The 17358-nt window shown below is 71.3% G+C and carries 15 protein-coding genes; 3 read left to right on the forward strand and 12 right to left on the reverse strand.

All coding sequences use genetic code 11. From position 1 onward, the window contains the following. The first annotated feature begins 7 nt into the window (after positions 1-7). Positions 8-1006 carry an inorganic phosphate transporter gene (locus tag ACZ4E1_RS15545; protein WP_467539632.1) on the forward strand — a complete coding sequence of 333 codons (999 nt, stop codon included), beginning with the start codon at positions 8-10 and terminating at the stop codon, positions 1004-1006. A gap of 267 nt (positions 1007-1273) precedes the next feature. On the opposite strand, the gene pstB is transcribed toward ACZ4E1_RS15545, so the two are convergent. From pstB to mshD, 12 genes are all read right to left on the reverse strand, one after another. After that, positions 1274-2050 carry a phosphate ABC transporter ATP-binding protein PstB gene (gene pstB, locus ACZ4E1_RS15550; RefSeq protein ID WP_399130601.1) on the reverse strand — a complete coding sequence of 259 codons (777 nt, stop codon included), beginning with the start codon at positions 2048-2050 and terminating at the stop codon, positions 1274-1276. A 52-nt stretch (positions 2051-2102) separates the two neighbouring features. Next, positions 2103-3167: a phosphate ABC transporter permease PstA gene (pstA, locus tag ACZ4E1_RS15555; RefSeq protein ID WP_467539633.1), complete on the reverse strand. Its 1065-nt coding sequence runs from the start codon at positions 3165-3167 to the stop codon at positions 2103-2105. Then, positions 3164-4171, reverse strand: a complete 1008-nt coding sequence (pstC, locus tag ACZ4E1_RS15560) for a phosphate ABC transporter permease subunit PstC (RefSeq protein ID WP_467539634.1) — start codon at positions 4169-4171, stop codon at positions 3164-3166. The genes pstA and pstC overlap by 4 nt, the downstream gene beginning before the upstream one ends. 112 nt (positions 4172-4283) lie before the next feature. Beyond that, the gene (gene pstS, locus ACZ4E1_RS15565; RefSeq protein WP_467539635.1) at positions 4284-5411 is read right to left on the reverse strand and encodes a phosphate ABC transporter substrate-binding protein PstS; all 1128 of its coding nucleotides are present in this window, start codon (positions 5409-5411) and stop codon (positions 4284-4286) included. A 197-nt stretch (positions 5412-5608) separates the two neighbouring features. Further along, positions 5609-6040: an NUDIX hydrolase gene (locus ACZ4E1_RS15570; protein ID WP_467539636.1), complete on the reverse strand. Its 432-nt coding sequence runs from the start codon at positions 6038-6040 to the stop codon at positions 5609-5611. After that, on the reverse strand, positions 6037-7005 hold the full coding sequence (locus tag ACZ4E1_RS15575; protein ID WP_467539637.1) for a CHAD domain-containing protein: 969 nt from the start codon (positions 7003-7005) through the stop codon (positions 6037-6039). Before ACZ4E1_RS15575 ends, ACZ4E1_RS15570 begins: the two co-directional genes overlap by 4 nt. Continuing rightward, complete coding sequence (locus tag ACZ4E1_RS15580; RefSeq protein WP_467539638.1) at positions 6986-9334, reverse strand: RNA degradosome polyphosphate kinase; 2349 nt, start codon at positions 9332-9334, stop codon at positions 6986-6988. Before ACZ4E1_RS15580 ends, ACZ4E1_RS15575 begins: the two co-directional genes overlap by 20 nt. Before the next feature lie 283 nt (positions 9335-9617). Beyond that, entirely contained in the window at positions 9618-10571 is a 954-nt protein-coding gene (locus ACZ4E1_RS15585; RefSeq protein ID WP_467539639.1) for an ABC transporter permease, read from the reverse strand. Continuing rightward, positions 10568-11551, reverse strand: coding sequence for a hypothetical protein (locus ACZ4E1_RS15590; RefSeq protein ID WP_467539640.1), 984 nt, complete (start codon positions 11549-11551; stop codon positions 10568-10570). The genes ACZ4E1_RS15585 and ACZ4E1_RS15590 overlap by 4 nt, the downstream gene beginning before the upstream one ends. Then, on the reverse strand, positions 11548-12450 hold the full coding sequence (locus ACZ4E1_RS15595; protein WP_467539641.1) for an ABC transporter ATP-binding protein: 903 nt from the start codon (positions 12448-12450) through the stop codon (positions 11548-11550). The genes ACZ4E1_RS15590 and ACZ4E1_RS15595 overlap by 4 nt, the downstream gene beginning before the upstream one ends. Further along, a complete protein-coding gene (locus ACZ4E1_RS15600) occupies positions 12447-12923 on the reverse strand; it encodes a GntR family transcriptional regulator (protein WP_467539642.1) in 477 nt (158 codons plus the stop codon). Before ACZ4E1_RS15600 ends, ACZ4E1_RS15595 begins: the two co-directional genes overlap by 4 nt. 117 nt (positions 12924-13040) lie before the next feature. Further along, positions 13041-13976: a mycothiol synthase gene (gene mshD, locus ACZ4E1_RS15605; protein ID WP_467539643.1), complete on the reverse strand. Its 936-nt coding sequence runs from the start codon at positions 13974-13976 to the stop codon at positions 13041-13043. 153 nt (positions 13977-14129) lie between these two features. Here mshD and ACZ4E1_RS15610 point away from each other — a divergent pair, with 153 nt between their 5' ends. Together ACZ4E1_RS15610 and ACZ4E1_RS15615 are read left to right on the forward strand one after the other, a co-directional pair. After that, on the forward strand, positions 14130-15941 hold the full coding sequence (locus ACZ4E1_RS15610) for a bifunctional metallophosphatase/5'-nucleotidase (protein ID WP_467539644.1): 1812 nt from the start codon (positions 14130-14132) through the stop codon (positions 15939-15941). Positions 15942-16059: 118 nt separating this feature from the next. After that, a complete protein-coding gene (locus ACZ4E1_RS15615) occupies positions 16060-17355 on the forward strand; it encodes an LmeA family phospholipid-binding protein (RefSeq protein ID WP_467539645.1) in 1296 nt (431 codons plus the stop codon). The last annotated feature ends 3 nt before the right edge of the window (positions 17356-17358 follow it).

The following is a 17358-nucleotide window of genomic DNA, read 5'->3' on the forward strand; positions in this document are numbered from 1 at the left end:
CCGGCTCATGGACACCTTCTCCCTGATCGTGACCATTGGCGTCGCGCTCGGATTCACATACACGAACGGCTTCCACGACTCGGCGAACGCGATCGCCACGTCCGTCTCCACGCGTGCGCTCACGCCCCGCGCGGCACTGGCCATGGCCGCGGTGATGAACCTCGCCGGTGCCTTCCTCGGCAGCGGTGTCGCCAAGACGGTCAGTGAGGGCATCATCGCGACGCCCGTCGGCGACAAGGGCATGGGCATCCTGTTCGCCGCCCTCGTCGGCGCGATCATCTGGAACCTGGTCACCTGGTACTTCGGCCTGCCGTCCTCCTCCTCGCACGCCCTGTTCGGCGGAATGGTGGGTGCCGCCCTCGCGGGTGGCACCACCGTCTACTGGACCGGGGTGTGGGAGAAGATCGTCATCCCGATGTTCACCTCGCCGGTGATCGGTCTCGTCGTCGGCTACCTGGTGATGACCCTCATCATGTGGCTGTTCCGGCGCTCCAACCCGCACAAGGCCAAGCGCGGCTTCCGTATCGCGCAGACCGTCTCGGCGGCGGGCATGGCGCTCGGACACGGCCTCCAGGACGCCCAGAAGACGATGGGCATCGTCGTGATGGCCCTCGTCATCGGCGGCCACGAGTCCTTCGACGACCCGATCCCCGTCTGGGTCAAGATCGTGTGTGCCGTCATGCTGTCCGCCGGTACGTACGCCGGTGGCTGGCGGATCATGCGGACCCTGGGACGCAAGATCATCGAGCTGGACCCGCCGCAGGGCTTCGCCGCGGAGACGACCGGCGCCTCGATCATGTTCGGCTCGGCGTTCCTGTTCCACGCGCCGATCTCGACGACGCACGTCATCACCTCGGCGATCATGGGTGTGGGCGCCACCAAGCGCGTCAACGCTGTCCGCTGGGGCGTCGCCAAGAACATCATCCTGGGCTGGTTCATCACGATGCCGGCCGCGGCGCTGGTCGCCGCCGGCTCCTACGGCATCATCTGGCTGGCCTTCGGCTAGGTGCCGCCAGGGGCGCGGGGAACTGCGCGACAAGCCCACGACAAGCCGCGGACGCGTCTGCTCATGTGCCGAGCAGACGCGTCCGCGGCTTTTCCGTGGTTGCTCGCGCCCACGCGGCGGAGCCGCACATCGATACAGTCCCGCGCCCCTTACGGGGCGCATCTCCCCGGCGCTTGAATGGAAAGAGCCCGCCCCTTGCGGGGCGGGCTCTTTTGCCTCGTGGTGGCACCGCCATGCAGCACCACGAGGGGTCGGGGGGAGTCGGGCCTAGCCGAAGCGGCCCGAGATGTAGTCCTCCGTGGCCTGGACGGACGGGTTGGAGAAGATGCGCTCCGTCTCGTCGATCTCGACGAGCTTGCCGGGCTGGCCGACCGCCGCGAGGTTGAAGAAGGCGGTGCGGTCCGAGACGCGGGCCGCCTGCTGCATGTTGTGCGTCACGATGACGATCGTGAAGCGCTCTTTCAGCTCACCGATCAGGTCCTCGATGGCGAGGGTGGAGATCGGGTCCAGGGCGGAGCAGGGCTCGTCCATGAGCAGGACGTCCGGCTCGACCGCGATCGCGCGGGCGATGCACAGACGCTGCTGCTGACCGCCGGAGAGGCCGGAGCCCGGCTTGTTCAGGCGGTCCTTGACCTCGTTCCAGAGGTTGGCGCCCTTGAGGGACCGCTCGACTATCTCGTTGAGCTCGGACTTCTTGTACTTGCCGTTCAGACGCAGACCCGCCGCCACGTTGTCGAAGATCGACATGGTGGGGAAGGGGTTGGGGCGCTGGAAGACCATGCCGACGGTGCGCCGCACGGCCACCGGGTCGACGGCGGACCCGTACAGGTCCTCGTCGTCGAGCAGCACCTTGCCCTCGACGCGGCCGCCGGGGGTGACCTCGTGCATGCGGTTGAGGGTGCGCAGGAACGTCGACTTGCCGCAGCCGGAGGGGCCGATGAAGGCCGTCACCGAGCGGGGCTCGACGGTCATCGAGATGTCTTCGATCGCCTTGTGGGATCCGTAGTAGGCGGTGAGTCCGCTTACGTCGATTCGCTTGGCCATGACTGGTTCACTACTTCCGGGTTCGAGTCGCTGATGCTTCGAGATAGCCGCGTCAGCGGCCCGTCTTCGGGGCCTTCCAGCGGGCGATGCCGCGGGCCACGAGGTTGAGGATCATGATGAAGGCGATGAGGACCAGGGCGGCGGCCCAGGCGCGGTCGTACGCGGCCTCGTTGCCGCCGCTCTTCGCGTACTGCTCGTAGATGTAGAGCGGCAGCGAGGCCTGCGGGCCTTCGAAGGGGTTGCCGTTGATCAGCGGGTTGCCGAACACGAGGAGCAGCACGGGGGCCGTCTCTCCCGCGATACGGGCGACCGCGAGCATCACGCCGGTGGTGATGCCGCCGATCGAGGTCGGCAGGACGACCTTCAGGATGGTGCGCCACTTCGGGACGCCGAGGGCGAGGGAGGCCTCGCGCAGCTCGTTCGGGACGAGCTTGAGCATCTCCTCGGTGGAGCGGACCACGACCGGGATCATCAGGATCGACAGGGCCATCGAGCCGGCGAAGCCGGAGAAGCCGAAGCCGAGGATCAGGATCCAGAAGGACAGGATGAACAGGCCCGCGACGATCGACGGGACACCCGTCATGACGTCGACGAAGAAGGTGACCGCCTTGGCGAGCTTCCCGCGGCCGTACTCGACCAGGTAGATCGCCGTCAGGAGGCCGATCGGCACCGAGATCACGGTGGCGATGCCGACCTGCTCCAGCGTGCCGAGGATGGCGTGGTAGATGCCGCCGCCGGTCTCCATGCTGGTGACGTAGCCCATGGAGTGGCTCAGGAAGTACGGGTCGAGGACCTTGATGCCGCGCTTGACCGTCTCGTAGACGAGGGAGGCGAGCGGGATCACGGCGAGGACGAACGCGACCCAGACGACGCTGGTCGCGACGCGGTCCTTGGCCTGGCGGGTGCCCTCGACCTTCGCGGCCAGCGCGTAGGTGACGAGGACGAACAGGAGCGCGGCGAGCAGGCCCCACTGGATGCGGCTGTCGAGGCCGGCGCCGAGGCCGATCGCGCAGCCCGCGGCGACCGAGCCGACCGCGATGGCCCAGGGGGACCAGCGGGGCAGGCGCGCGGCGCTCAGGGAGTCGGGGCGCTTCACAGGTACGGTCGCGTGGCTCATGCGTTGGCCCCCGAGTACTCCTTGCGGCGGGCGATGATCAGCCGGGCGGCGCCGTTGACCAGCAGCGTGATGACGAAGAGGACCAGACCCGAGGCGATCAGGGCGTCGCGGCCCTGGTCGTTGGCCTCGGAGAACTTCGCGGCGATGTTCTGCGCGAACGTGCCGCCGCCCGGGTCGAGCAGGCTGGTGTGGATCAGGAAGTCGGGGGAGAGGACCGTGGCGACGGCCATCGTCTCGCCGAGCGCGCGGCCGAGGCCGAGCATCGACGCGGAGATCACGCCGGAGCGGCCGAAGGGGATCACCGACATGCGGATGACCTCCCAGCGGGTCGCGCCGAGGGCGAGGGCCGCCTCCTGGTGCATCAGGGGGGCCTGCCGGAAGACCTCGCGGGAGACGTTGGTGATGATCGGCAGGATCATGATCGCGAGCAGGATGCCGACGGTGAGCAGGGTGCGCGGGGCGCCGCCCTGCCACTCGAAGATCCCGGTCCAGCCGAAGTACTGGTCGAGCCAGCCGAACAGTCCCTGCATGTGCGGCACGAGGAACAGGGCGCCCCACAGGCCGTACACGATGGACGGCACGGCGGCGAGCAGGTCGACGACGTAGGCGATGGGGCCGCCCAGCTTCTTCGGCGCGTAGTGCGTGATGAACAGCGCGATGCCGACGGAGACCGGGACCGCGATCACCATGGCGATGACCGAGGTGACGATGGTGCCGAAGGCGAGGACGGCGATGCCGAAGACTGGCGGGGTGGCGGTCGCGTTCCACTCGAAGGTGGTGAGGAAGTTGCCCTCGTTCTTCGAGAGGACCAGCGAGGCGCGGTAGGTCAGGAAGACCGCGATCGCGGCCATGATCACCAGCAGCAGGATGCCGGAGCCGCGCGAGAGACCGAGGAAGATCCGGTCGCCGGGGCGGGTGGCGCCGCGGGCCGCGCGCTTGTGCTGGGCGGGCGTCGGGCGGTCTGTGGGCGCTGGTGGCGCGGGGGATTGCGTAGATATGTCCATGGGGATTCTCCGGTCTGCGAAGTCCTTGTCACCCGGGTCGGGGCGGGGACTTCTGGCGGCGGTGCACCGGACGGTGCGGGCCGCCCGGATTCCGGGCGGCCCGCACTCTGGGTCAGCTCAGGCCGGCGACGGTCTCGCGGACCTTCGCGTTGATCTCGGCCGGGATCGGGGCGTAGCCCAGGTCGGCCAGGGAGGCCTGGCCCTCGTCGCTCGCCATGTAGGTGAGGAACGACTTGGTGGCGGCCAGGGTGTCGGCCTTGTTGCCCTTGTCGCAGGCGATCTCGTACGTGACCAGGACGATCGGGTAGGCGCCCTCGGCCTTGGTGCCGTAGTTCAGCTCCAGGGAGAGGTCCTTGCCGGTGCCCACGATCTTGGCGTCGGCGATGGCCTTCGAGGCGTTGTCCGTCGTGGCCTTGACCGGGGAGGCGGCACCGGTGGCGATGTCGACCGTGTTCATGCCCTTGGCGTAGGAGAGCTCCATGTAGCCGATGGCGCCGGCGGTCTGCTTGACCTGCTGCGCGACACCGGAGGAGCCCTGGGCGGACTGGCCGTCCTTGGCCATCCACGCCTTGCCGTGCTCGTACTTCCAGTCGGCCTTGGCCGTGGCGCCGAGGTACTTGGTGAAGTTGTCCGTGGTGCCGGACTCCTCGGAGCGGTGGAAGGCCTGGATCTTCGTCGACGGCAGCTTCGCGTCGGGGTTCAGCTTCTTGATCGCCGCGTCGTCCCACTTGGTGATCTTCGAGTCGAAGATCTTGGCGAGGGTCGGGGCGTCCAGGACGAGGTTGTCGACGCCGTCCAGGTTGTACGCGACGGCGATCGGGCCGCCGACCATCGGCAGGTCGATGCCCTGGCCGGTCTTGCACACCTTCTTGGAGGCGGCGACCTCTTCCGGCTTGAGCGGGGAGTCGGAACCGGCGAAGGCGACCTGGCCCTGGTTGAAGGCCTCGATGCCGGCGCCCGATCCGTCGGGCTTGTAGTTGATCTGCACGCCGGAGCAGGCCTGCGAGTAGGCCTTGCGCCAGGCGTCGATCGCGTTGGCCTGGGCCGAGGAGCCGGAGCCGAGGAGCTGGCCCTTGGCGTCGTCACACTTGATGTTGCCGGCCTTGGCGGAGGGGCCGCCGCTGCTGCCGCCGTTGGTGCCCGTGTCGTCCGAGCCGCACGCCGTGAGGGCCAGGGCGCCAGTGACGGCGAGAGCGCCGAGGGAGAGGGCGCGGAGCCGGTTCTTGCGCTGAAGCTTCACCTTCGGATGTTCCTTCCAGGAGCCGCCGGCCGCGTGTCGTCTGGCGGCGTGCGAAAGTCTGCGGATTTCAGTCGAGCGGTGGGGTGTTCCCGGAGGTCCGGGGCTCACCGCACAAGGCCGAAATTAGGCAGATCAGGTGAAGCGGCCGAAGGGCGAGAGTGAACGGCGGGTGAACCTCAGCGGGCGGTGCGGTGAGGTCACGGAGTGATTACGTCGAGCGAGTTCAGCAGGGCGTCGACGAGCCTGCGGTCGCGGGGCTGGGTGAGCCTGTCGCGGGCTTTGGCGGGCGCCAGCCACACCAGCCGGTCCACCTCGCGGCTCGGCTCGAAAGCGCCCTCGCCGGCCTCGGCCGCCCAGTAGCTGACCCGCTTCGCGACACCCTGGGCGAGATAGCGGACCTCGGGCAGCACGGCGCCGGGCACACAGGCGAAACCGGTCTCCTCCCGCACCTCGCGCAGCGCGCAGGCCAGGGTGGTCTCCCCCCGCTTGAGCTTGCCCTTCGGGTGCGACCAGTCGTCGTACTTGGGCCGGTGGACGAGGCAGATCTGCACGCCCGAGGCGCCCGGGGAGCGGCGCCACAGGACACAGCCCGCGGCCAGGACCGCGCCGTCGTCCCCGTACACGGTCACGGCGTGCTCACCGGCTCCCGGCGCCACGCGTCCAGGAACGCCTCCCGCGCCGCCTCCACCTGGTGCCGCTGGTCCGCGTGCAGCACGCCCAGGGCGTACGCGGTCGGCGGGGCGATGCGCGGGGTGCGGGCCGCCTGGGACGCGGCGGCGGCCGCCTCGGCGGCGTCCCGGTGCGCGTTCAGGGCGTGCGCCGCCGACGACAGGCGTACGGCGTCGGCCGGCGGGCCCGGGACGACCTCCAGGGCGTAGCGGTGCAGGCGCAGGAGCAGCCGGACGTGGTGCCAGGGCGTGTCCGAGCCCGCGTCGTACTGGCTGTACGGGGGCCGGCCGCCGAGCCCCGCGACCGCCTCCGTGAGCCGGGCCTGCGCCTCGGCCGCGAACCGGTCGAGGGGGGCGTCCGCGCCGGACAGCGGCACCTCGCTGGCCAGCACCGCGACACTGTCCGCCACCGCGTGGAAGCGGGAGCTGCCGAGCGCCTGCAGGGCCGTGCTGTGCGCCCGCGTCCTGGCCAGGGTCAGCTGCCGGTCGAGCAGCGCCGCCGCCTTCGCCGCGCCGAGCGCGAGGGTCTCCCGGCCGGGCGGCGCCGCCGGTGCCCCGGGCTCGGCGCGCTGGGCGGGCGGCGCGACCGTGCCGGTGGTCAGCCGGTGCAGGGCCTCCGCGAGCCGGGCGAGCCGGTCCGCGTACGCGTGCTCGTGGGCCAGCGTGCCGGACAGCCATGCCAGTTCGGGCCGCAGGGCGTCCGACCACTCGGCGTCGAGCAGCGGCCGGAAGGTGTGCAGGGTGCCGCTGATCCGGCGGGCGGCGCGGCGCAGGGCGCGGGCCGCGTCCGCCGTGTCGCCGGCCGCGCCGCTCTCCCGGTGCTGCCGCAGGGCGCGCAGGAAGTCGGTCGCCCGGCCCCGCAGGTGGGACCCGAGCACGGCGTCCGTGTCGTACGCCTCGCTGGACTCAAGGTGTTGCTGTGCCACGCCGGCGCCTCCGGGCGTCTATGAGCATCTCCTGTACGTTGCGCAGGGGTCGCCCGTCCGCGTCCGTCGCGTGCCGGGTCCACTCGCCGTCCGGGCCGAGGTGCCAGGAGGCGGTGGTGTCGGACATCCCCGTTTCGAGCAGCCGGCTCAGGGCCGCGCGGTGCGCCGGGTCGTCGACGCGGACCAGGGCCTCGATCCGGCGGTCGAGATTGCGGTGCATCATGTCGGCGCTGCCGAACCAGACCTCGGGGTCGCCGCCGTTGCCGAACGCGAAGACCCGCGAGTGCTCCAGGAAGCGGCCGAGGACCGAGCGGACCCGGATGTTCTCGGACAGGCCCGCGACGCCGGGGCGCACCGCGCAGATGCCGCGCACCCACACGTCGACGGGCACGCCCGCCTGCGAGGCCCGGTAGAGGGCGTCGATGACGGCCTCGTCGACCATCGAGTTGACCTTGATCCGGACGTACGCCGGGCGGCCCGCGCGGTGGTGTTGGACCTCCTGCTCGATCCGCGTGACCAGGCCGGTGCGCAGCGAGCGCGGGGCGACCAGGAGACGGCGGTAGGTGGCCCGGCGCGAGTAGCCGGACAGCCGGTTGAACAGGTCGGACAGGTCGGCGCCCACGTCCTGGTTCGCGGTGAGCAGGCCGAGGTCCTCGTACAGCCGGGCGGTCTTCGGGTGGTAGTTGCCGGTGCCGACGTGGCTGTAGCGGACGAGGGTGTCGCCCTCCTGGCGCACGACGAGCGACAGCTTGCAGTGCGTCTTCAGGCCGACGAGGCCGTAGACGACGTGGCAGCCGGCCTCCTCCAGCTTGCGGGCCCACTTGATGTTGGCCTGCTCGTCGAAACGCGCCTTGATCTCGACGAGGACGAGGACCTGCTTGCCCGCCTCCGCCGCCTCTATCAGCGCGTCGACGATCGGCGAGTCGCCCGAGGTCCGGTACAGCGTCTGCTTGATCGCGAGGACGTCCGGGTCCTGCGCGGCCTGCTCCAGGAACGCCTGCACGGACGTGGAGAACGAGTCGTAGGGGTGGTGCAGGAGCACGTCGTGGCTGCGCAGCGCCGCGAAGATGTCGGGCGCCGACGCCGACTCGACCTCGGCGAGGTCACGGTGCGTGCCCGCGACGAACTTCGGGTACTTCAGCTCGGGCCGGTCCAGGCCCGCTATCGCGAACAGGCCGGTCAGGTCGAGCGGCCCCGGCAGCGGGTACACCTCCGACTCGCTGATCTTCAGCTCCCGTACGAGGAGGCTGAGGACCTCGGAGTCGATGGTCTCCTCGACCTCCAGGCGCACCGGCGGGCCGAAGCGGCGCCGCATGAGCTCCTTCTCCAGCGCCTTCAGGAGGTTCTCGGTGTCGTCCTCCTCGACCTCCAGGTCCTCGTTCCGCGTCACGCGGAACATGTGGTGCTCCTCGATCGTCATGCCGGGGAACAGCTCGCCCAGGTGCCGGGGCGCCGAGATCACGTCCTCGATCGGCACGTAGCGCTGCGGCGAGGCCTCCAGGAAGCGGGACAGCAGCGGCGGGACCTTGACGCGGGCGAAGTGGCGGTGGCCGGAGACCGGGTTGCTGACGACGACCGCGAGGTTCAGGGAGAGACCCGAGATGTACGGGAAGGGGTGCGCGGGGTCGACGGCCAGCGGGGTCAGCACCGGGAAGATCTGCTGCATGTACAGCGTGTAGAGCCGGGCCTGCTCCTTCTCCGTCAGCTCGTGCCAGCGGACGATGTGGACGCCCTCGTCGGCCAGCGCCGGGGCGACCTCCTCCTGGTAGCAGGCGGCGTGCCGGGCCATGAGCTCGCGCGAGCGGTTCCAGATCAGCTCCAGGACCTCGCGGGGCTGCAGGCCCGAGGCGGAGCGGGTGGCGACGCCGGTCGCGATACGGCGCTTGAGTCCCGCGACCCGCACCATGAAGAACTCGTCGAGGTTCGAGGCGAAGATGGCCAGGAAGTTGGCGCGCTCCAGGAGCGGGGTGTTCGGGTCCTCGGCGAGCTCCAGGACCCGTTCGTTGAACGCCAGCCAGCTGCGTTCGCGGTCCAGGAAACGTCCCTGCGGGAGCTCGTCCCCGTCCGCGCGGCTGCTGTAGTCCTCCTCGTAGTCGTCCGGATCGGCGTCGATGTCGGCGACGATCCCGGCGAGCTTCGCGTCGAAGTCACCGGCCGCGACGGGATGCGGGCGGTGGGCGGCGAGGGAGCCTACGGAGGGCTGGGCCTTGGGGGACGACTGGTCCTGGGCGGCGTTCGGCTGGCTCATGCGCCCATTCTTCCGCGCGAGGGGGCGCGGAGGCGCGCTGGAATCCGTCGGGCGGTCGGGAACGGGGGCGGGGGGCTGCATTTCGTGAGGGTCGCAAGGTCGTCTGAATCGTTGGTTACGGCGACATGACGTGCGGGCTATCTGGGGCTGGCCTGCACGCGCCGTAACTTCGACCGTCATCGATGCCGGGTGCGGCCCGGTGGCTCCGTCTCGCGCAGTTCCCCGCGCCCCTGAAATGCAGACGCTTCGCGTCGCATTCCCCGATGAGGCGAAGCCTCATTAGGGGCGCGGGGCTGTGTCGATATGCGGCTCCGCCGCGTGGGCGCGACCAGCCCCCACCGGGCCGCACCCGGCGACGAGACCGTTACCGGGCAGACGGGACCCGGCGGCGGAGGAGCCGGAACGCCGCGTACGTGAGGGCCGAGACGAGGGCCAGGATCACGCCCGTCTCCATCAGCTGCATGGGCCAGAAGTGGGCCGGGGGATGGCCCTCGCGGTAGAAGCCCGTGATGTTGTGCTCGGTGAGGCAGGCGCGGTCGTCGACGCACATCGGGTCGTCGACCCGCGCCCCGGAACCCGTGATCGCGCCCTCACCGGTGAGCTGGCCGGCGAAGAAGCGGTAGCCCTGCTCGACGGAGCCGGTGACCGTGCGGGTGCTCCACAGGTGCGGGCGGAGCTGTCCGAGGAGGGCGGAGAGGACGAGGAGCAGGACTCCGGAGGTCGCGGCGGCGGGCAGGGCCCGGCGGTACAGCAGCGCACCGAGCGCCCCGCAGGCCAGCCCCAGCAGGGGCAGGGCGACGGCGACCGTGCCGAGCGTGTCGAAGGAGCCGGCGGCGTACCACTGGTTGTCGGTGAGGCCGGGGGCCCGCGCGACGACGACCTGGCGCAGGGCGATCAGGAGGCCGGTGCCGAGGGTGAGGAGCAGCGCCGGGAGCGCCAGCTTCGCGGTGAGCCAGCGGACCGGGGTGACGGACTGCGCCCAGGTCAACTGGGCGGTTCCGCGCTCCAGTTCGCGGCCGAGGACGAGACCGCCGATGTACAGCGCGACGGCGAGCGGTACGGCGGCCATCGACACGTCGACGACGAGGGTCGCGGAGCTGTAGGCGCCCGCGGTCGGGCCCTTGGCGACGCAGGAGTTGGCCACTCCGGCGACGCAGCGCCCGACGATGCCGAGCCCCGAGGTGCCGGGGCCGATGAGCCACAGCTGGACGCCCGCGCACAGCGCCACGTAGGCGACCCAGAGCCACAGCGCGACCTGGTGCAGCTTGAGGACCGTCCAGGTCAGGCCGGTGCGGGGCGAGAAGGTCAGGGCGCTCATGCGGAGGCCTCCTTGCGGCGGGGCTGGTAGCGGCGCAGCACGAGGAAGGCGGCGGCGACGACGAGGGCGGTCAGGGCGAGCAGGATGCCCGTCTCGGCGAGCTGGCGGGGCCAGTAGTCCGGCGAGGGCAGGTAGTGGCGGGTGAAGCCGGTGATGTCGTGCCGGTCCAGACAGGTCTGCGTGGTGCAGCCGGGGTCGCGGATCTCGGCGCCGGTGGAGGTGACGGCCCGGCTGTGCACGGGCAGTTCGGGCGTCTGGTGGCGGCCCTGGAAGGGCCAGGAGTTGCCGCGGAACGCGCCGACCAGGTACGTGCCGATGCCGGCGACGGCGAGCGCGGGCAGGGTGCGGCGCAGCACGAGCGCGGCGAGGACGCCGAACGCGAGGCCGAACAGGGCGTTCGCGACGGTCGCGGGGCCGATGGAGAAGGCGAGGTCGCGCGGGCCGATGCCGGCGACGAGCAGGTGGTTGCGGTCGTCCCAGACCAGGCGGTACAGGACGACGATCAGGGTGGTGCCGACGGTGACGAACAGCGCGGGCACGGCGAGCTTCGCGGCGAGCCAGCGGGCCGGGGAGACGGACTGGGTCCAGGCCAACTGGACGGTGCCCGACTCCAGTTCGCGGGCGATCAGCGGTCCGGCCGCGAAGACGGCGACGGCGACCGCGGCGATGCGGGCCCAGGACAGCGGATCGTAGAAGAGGGAGTCGAAGGTGAGGTAGAAGCCCCAGCCGAGGTCGCTGCGGTTGGCCTCGAAGGCGCCCTCGTAGCCGAGGGAGTCGAAGGCGCGCAGGACCTCGGACGAGCCCGGGCCCCACAGCCACAGCAGCAGGCCGAGGCTGATCACGACGTACCCGGTCCAGGCCCACAGGGCGGTGCGGTGCAGGCGCAGGGTCGTCCAGACGAGACCGTCGGGGCCGGGCAGGGTGCGCCGGACGCGGGCGGTGTCCTTCTCGGAAGCGGGAGCGGGGGCGGGGGCGCTCATGCGGACACCTCCGGGGTCAGCGGCGCGGGGGCCGGGCCGGTGCTCGGGGTGAGCAGGGCCGGGGCGTCGGGGGAGCGCAGATGGGCGAGGAGCAGTTCCTCCAGGGAGGGTTCCTGGACGGCCCAGCCGGCGCCGAGCGCGCCGTCGCGGCGGATCAGGGCGGTGATGCCGCGGCCGGAGGCGCGGGACTCGACGACGGTGTGGCCGGTGAGGTCGCCGCGGCCGGTGACGAGGCTGTGGGCGCCGATCAGGTCGTCGATGCCGCCGCCGAGCCGGATGCGGCCGCCGCCCAGGAGGAGCAGGTGGTCGCAGGCGTCGGCGAGCTCGGCGACGATGTGCGAGGACATGAGGACGGTGGTGCCGTGCTCGGCGGCGTCGGCCATCAGGGTGCCCATGAGTTCGTGCCGGGCGAGCGGGTCGAGGTCGGCCATCGGCTCGTCGAGCAGCATCAGTTCGGGCCGCTTGCCGAGGGCCAGGGCGAGGGCGACGCGGGTGCGCTGGCCGCCGGAGAGCGAGCGGATGCGGGCCTTCGGGTCGAGGTCGCCCTGCGCGACGATGCCCGCCGCGTACGAGGCGTCCCAGCGGCCGGGGTTGAGCTCGGCGCCCAGGCGCAGGGTGTCGGCGACGGTCAGCTGCGGGTACAGCGGCTTGTCCTGGGACAGGTACGCGACCTTGGCGCGGTGTTCGCCGGGGGCGCCGCCGAGCACGGTGACCCGGCCGGAGGTGGGGCGCAGGAGTCCGGCGGCGATGGCCAGCAGGGTGGACTTTCCGGCGCCGTTGGGCCCCACCAGGGCGCTGACGCGGGCGGCCGGGAGCCGGAACGCGCAGTGGTCGAGAGCGGCGATGCCTCGCCGCCCGTAGCGCTTGACGACGCCGGTCGCCTCGATGGCCGTGGTCATGCTGTCCCCTCGGTGCTGCTCGTGGTGCTTGCGGTCCCTGCGGTGCTTGCGGTCCCTGCGGTGCTTGTGGAGCCTGCGGTGCGGAAGTGCGCGTCCAGTGCGCTGCCGAACAGGGCGGCCACGTCCTCGCGGTCGAGCCCTGCCTCCTTCGCGCGTCTCGTCCAGTCCTCCAGCTCGGCTCGCAGCGGCGAGTCGGCGGGGGACGAGCCCAGTGATCTGCGGACGAAGGTGCCCAGGCCGCGGCGGGCTTCGACGAGTCCGGAGCGCTCCAGCTCGCGGTACGCCTTCAGCACCGTGTTCGGGTTGATGGCCGTCGCCTCGACGACCTCGCGGGCGGTGGGCAGCTTGTCCCCGGGCTCCAGCAGGCCCAGCCGGAGGGCCTGCTCGGTCTGGTGGACGATCTGCAGGTAGGTGGCGACGCCGCTGGAGCGGTCGATGCGGAACTCGATGACGGGCCCCGTGTCTCCTGCCACGTCGTGCCCCCCTTTCCCTACTTTCACTAATCAAGTAGTGAAAGGGTGATGCAAGAGAGGGGCCGGCGTCAAGCGACGCCGGCCCCTCGGGGTCTTACTGCCGGGTGAAACCGCAGGTCACGACTCTGTGCGGTACATCAGATCCGTCTCGTACGTGCTGAAGCCGAGCCGCTCGTACACGCTCACCGCCGCCTTGTTGTCCGCGTCGACATAGAGCATCGCCGTCGGCAGACCGGCCGCCGCGAGATGCCGCAGCCCCGTCGTCGTGAGCGCCTTGCCGAGCCCGCCGCCCTGGTTCCCCGGCGCCACGCCGACCACGTACACCTCGCCGATCCGCTCCGCGGCGTGCACCTTCGTCCAGTGGAAGCCGACCAGCTCGTCCCCCTGGAACGCCAGGAAGAAGCCCGCCGGGTCGAACCACGGCTCCGCCTTGCGGTCGTCCAGGTCGCGCTGGGTCAGCGAACCCTGCTCCGGGTGGTGCGCGAACGCCGCCGCGTTCACCGCGAGCCACGCCGCGTCGTCCTGCCCCGGCACGAACGTACGGATCCGCACGCCCTCCGGCAGCACCGGGTCGGGCAGCGCCAGGTCGCTCAACGAACGCCGCATCTGCCGCAGTTCACGGAACAGGGTCAGGCCGAGCACCTGCGCGAGGTGCCGCGCCGCGCTGTGCCCGCCGTGCGCCCACACCCGCAGCCGCTTCCCGGACGCGGCGAGCAGCGCCGCGCCCAGCGCCCGCCCGTGCCCGTGCCCGCGGTGCGCGGGGTGCACGACCAGCTCGGCGGCCGGTGCCTCGATCGGGTCGGTGTCCTCCAGCTGCGCGTAGCCCGCGAGCTCCCCGCCGACGGTCAGCAGAAGATGCCGCACGCCCTCCCGCTCGCCGCCCCGCAACTGCAGCCGCCCCTGCTCCGACACGGCCTGCTGGCCGTCGGTCCTGGCGGCCTCGGCGAGCAGGGCGAGAACCTCGCCGGCCTGCCCGGCGGACAGGGCTGACAGGGTGTCGATCGATCGGCCCGGAACGGCCGGATCGCTGGCGTTTACGGAGTCCGTGGTCATGGCTACGAGGGTACGGGCCGCCCCGCCCCGGAGAAGGGCAACCGCCTCGTAACCTGCAACCCCCTGTTGCGCTACGCGCGTTGACTCTAGGCTTCCCCGGGTCACCGTCGTCGCGCCGCGATGCCACGAACACCGCACCCGCAGGGGGGACATATGCCCGTGAAAAGGAACCGGCCGGGGCGCCGGGTCAGAGCGGCGCTCGCCGCGACCGCTACCCTCGCCACCGCCGGCGCGCTGATCGCCGCGCTGCCCGCGGGGGCCACGCAGCAGGACCAGGGCCAGGACCGGCAGGGCCAGGGCCGCTACCAGGACGTCCAGCTGCTCTCGTTCAACGACTTCCACGGCAACCTGGAGCCCCCGGCCGGCGGCGCCGGGCAGGTCACCGAGAAGCAGGCCGACGGGACGTCGAAGGCGATCGACGCGGGCGGCGTCGAGTACCTCGCCTCGTCGCTGCGCACCGCGCGCCAGGGCCACCCCTACAGCGTGACCGCCGCCGCCGGTGACCTCGTCGGCGGCAGCCCGCTGCTTTCCGGCCTGTTCCACGACGAGCCCACCGTCGAGGCCATGAACAAGCTGGACCTCGACGTCACCAGCGTCGGCAACCACGAGTTCGACGAGGGCGCCAAGGAGCTGGCCCGGCTGCAGAACGGCGGCTGCCACCCCGACGCCGGCTGCTACGAGGACGGCCGCACCTTCGAGGGCGCCGACTACCCGTACCTCGCCGCCAACGTGACGGACGAGAAGACCGGCAAGCCCATCCTCAAGCCCTACTGGGTGTGGAAGAACAAGGGCGTGAAGGTCGGCTTCATCGGCGTCACCCTGGAGGGCACGCCGGACATCGTGACCGCCGACGGCGTCAAGGGCCTCAAGTTCCACGACGAGATCGAGACCGTCAACAAGTACGCGAAGATCCTGGACAAGCAGGGCGTGAAGTCCATCGTCGCGCTCATCCACGAGGGCGGCGCCCCGGCCTCGGGCGACTACAACTACAACTGCGACTCCCCGGGCGCCGGCGACGGCATCTCCGGCCCGATCGTCGACATCGCCAAGGGCATCACCCCGAAGGTCGACGCGCTCGTCACCGGCCACACCCACCAGGCCTACGTGTGCACGATCCCGGACCCGTCCGGCAAGCCGCGCATGGTCACCTCCGCGTCCTCGTTCGGCAAGGTCTACACGGACACCACGCTGACCTACGACCGCCGCACCCAGGACATCGTGCGGACCTCGGTGAAGTCCGCGAACCACGTCGTGGCCCGCACCCAGCCCAAGGCCGCCGACATGAGCGAGCTGATCGGCCGCTGGGACAAGCTGGCCGCGCCGGTCGCGAACCGACCCGTCGGCCACATCTCCGCCGACATCCTGGGCCGGGGCGCGAAGACGCCGGAGGAGCCGCTCGGTGACCTGATCGCCGACGCGCAGCTCGCCTACGGCAAGTCCGTGGACCCGAAGACCTCGCTGGCTCTGATGAACGCCGGCGGCGTCCGCTCCGACCTCGTCCACAAGGCGAGCGGCAGCGAGGGCGACGGTGTCGTGACGTACCGCGAGGCCTTCGCCGTGCAGCCGTTCGGCAACACGGTCAACCTCGTCGACCTCACCGGCGCCCAGGTGATCGAGGCGTTGCAGCAGCAGGTCAGCGGCTCGAACGAGGCCTCGCCGAGGGTGCTTCAGCCGTCCTCCGGGCTCACGTACACGATCGACATGAAGAAGACCGGCGCGGCCCGTCTCCTCGTCGACACCGTCAAGCTGAACGGCGCGGCCATCGACCCCGCGGCCACCTACCGCGTCGCGATGAACGCGTTCCTGGCGGGCGGCGGCGACGGCTTCAAGGCGCTCGGCCAGGGCAAGAACCCGTTCGTCGGTGACGACGACCTCAAGGCGTTCGGCGACTACCTGACCGCGAACTCCTCCGCGCAGAAGCCGATCGACCCGCCGAAGGCGGACCGCGTCACGCTCCTCAAGTAGGCACGGCTCAGCGCTTCTTCAGGCACGTCCGAGTGGCCCGCGGCTCTTCGCCGTGGGCCACTCGCGCGTCGTGAAGATTGTTTGCGCGAAGGGTGGGGGTGTGTGGTGGAATCACCCGATGCGTACCCCCCACCGCATAGCTGACGACCACATATCTGACGGCCACATACCTGACGGCCGCACCCCCTTTGATGGACCGATCACCGAATCGGTTCCCTCGGACCCGGACCCGGACCCGGACACGCGCGCGTACGCGAATCCGTACGACGAGCTCGCCGCCCTCGCCGGCAACCCGCTCGACGCGTTCCTGCGCGAGGAGCCCGACGACCCCGACGAGGCGGAATGGTCGCCGCCCAACCACCGGCGCGGCAGCCGCCGCCGCAACCGCTTCGCGGGCCTGTCCCTCGCGGCGAAGGGCGTCATCGCCGTCCTCGTCCTGGCCGCCTTCCTCACGCTCGCCGACCGCTGGGCCCTGCTCTACGCCGAGCACGAGGCGGCCCAGCAGCTGAAGCGGCAGATGAAGCTGACTGCCGCCCCCGAGGTCGAGATCGAGGGCTTCCCCTTCCTCACCCAGCTCGCCGACCGCCGCGTCGACGAGATGAAGATCACCGTCCCCGACGTCGCCGCCGACCGCGTCACCCTCGCCGAGGTCTCCGCGACCGTGCGCGACGTCCGGATCACCGGCGAGGGCCTCACCGGCATCAGCGGCGCGCAGGCCGACGCCATGAACGGCGAGGTGCTGCTCAGCTTCGCCGACATGAACCGCGAACTGGGCGCCTCCCAGGTCACCTTCACCGGGCACGGCCGCGACAAGGTCCTGGCCCGCGGCACGCTGCCCGTCGCCGGACACGACCTGAAGGTGAGGGCCGACGCCACCATCCGGCGCCTGGGCACCACCGGCATCAGCACCGACATCGACGGCATGAGCCTGAGCATCGGCGACCTCGCCACCTACCGGCCCGGCACCGGCACCTCCCAGGGCCTGCACCTGAGCCGCCGCTCGGTCGCCCGGGTCACCGCCGAGACCGACAAGGCCAAGCGGCTGCTGTCCATCCCCGCGCTCATGCACCGCATCGGCGTGCCCGACCGGGCGGTGCGCGCGGCCCTGCGCAGCGACACCAAGCTCGCCGAGCTCACCGGCTCGCCCCGCTTCGTGCACCAGCTGATGCGCATGAACCTGATCGACATCGCGCTCGACCACCCCTGGCTGCTGAAGAAGGTCGGGCTCGATCCGTCGCTGCTCGACAGCCTGTCCCGGCTCACCCGCCCCGCCCTCGCGGACCGCCTCTCCCTCGCGTTCCGGCTGCCGGAACTGCCCCGCGACCACGGGTACGTACGGCTGCGGGACGTGTCCGTGGAGAAGGACGGCATCCGCGTCGAACTGTCCGGCGCCGGACTCAGCGTCGGCGGCTGACCG

It is taken from the genome of Streptomyces sp. NPDC025806 (assembly GCF_055558275.1).